Here is a 207-nt window from a genome sequence, read left to right on the forward strand (position 1 = left end):
GCCTATGACGTTCTGTACGCTGGCCTGGCTGACAATGAAGTCATCCGCGCCGCCATGCTGAACCAGACGGACCGCGACGGCTTCTTCAACATCTACCAGCAATTGCTGCCCGAGCATTCGGGCGGCCCGCTGCTGTCCCTGGCCAGCGGCGTAGACGCCGTGACCCGCGCCCTGACCGGCCGTAACGCCGCCGCCGCGCCGGGCGAG

1 protein-coding gene is annotated in these 207 nt (G+C 68.1%); it reads left to right on the top strand.

Features of this window, described 5'->3' with window-relative positions:
• The coding region (locus RRF55_RS29455; protein WP_439419522.1) for a hypothetical protein at positions 1-207 on the top strand (207 nt) is incomplete at both ends.

The organism is Klebsiella sp. K47 (genome assembly GCF_051858335.1).
In the GTDB taxonomy this organism is placed as follows: Bacteria; Pseudomonadota; Gammaproteobacteria; order Enterobacterales; family Enterobacteriaceae; genus Klebsiella; species Klebsiella pneumoniae.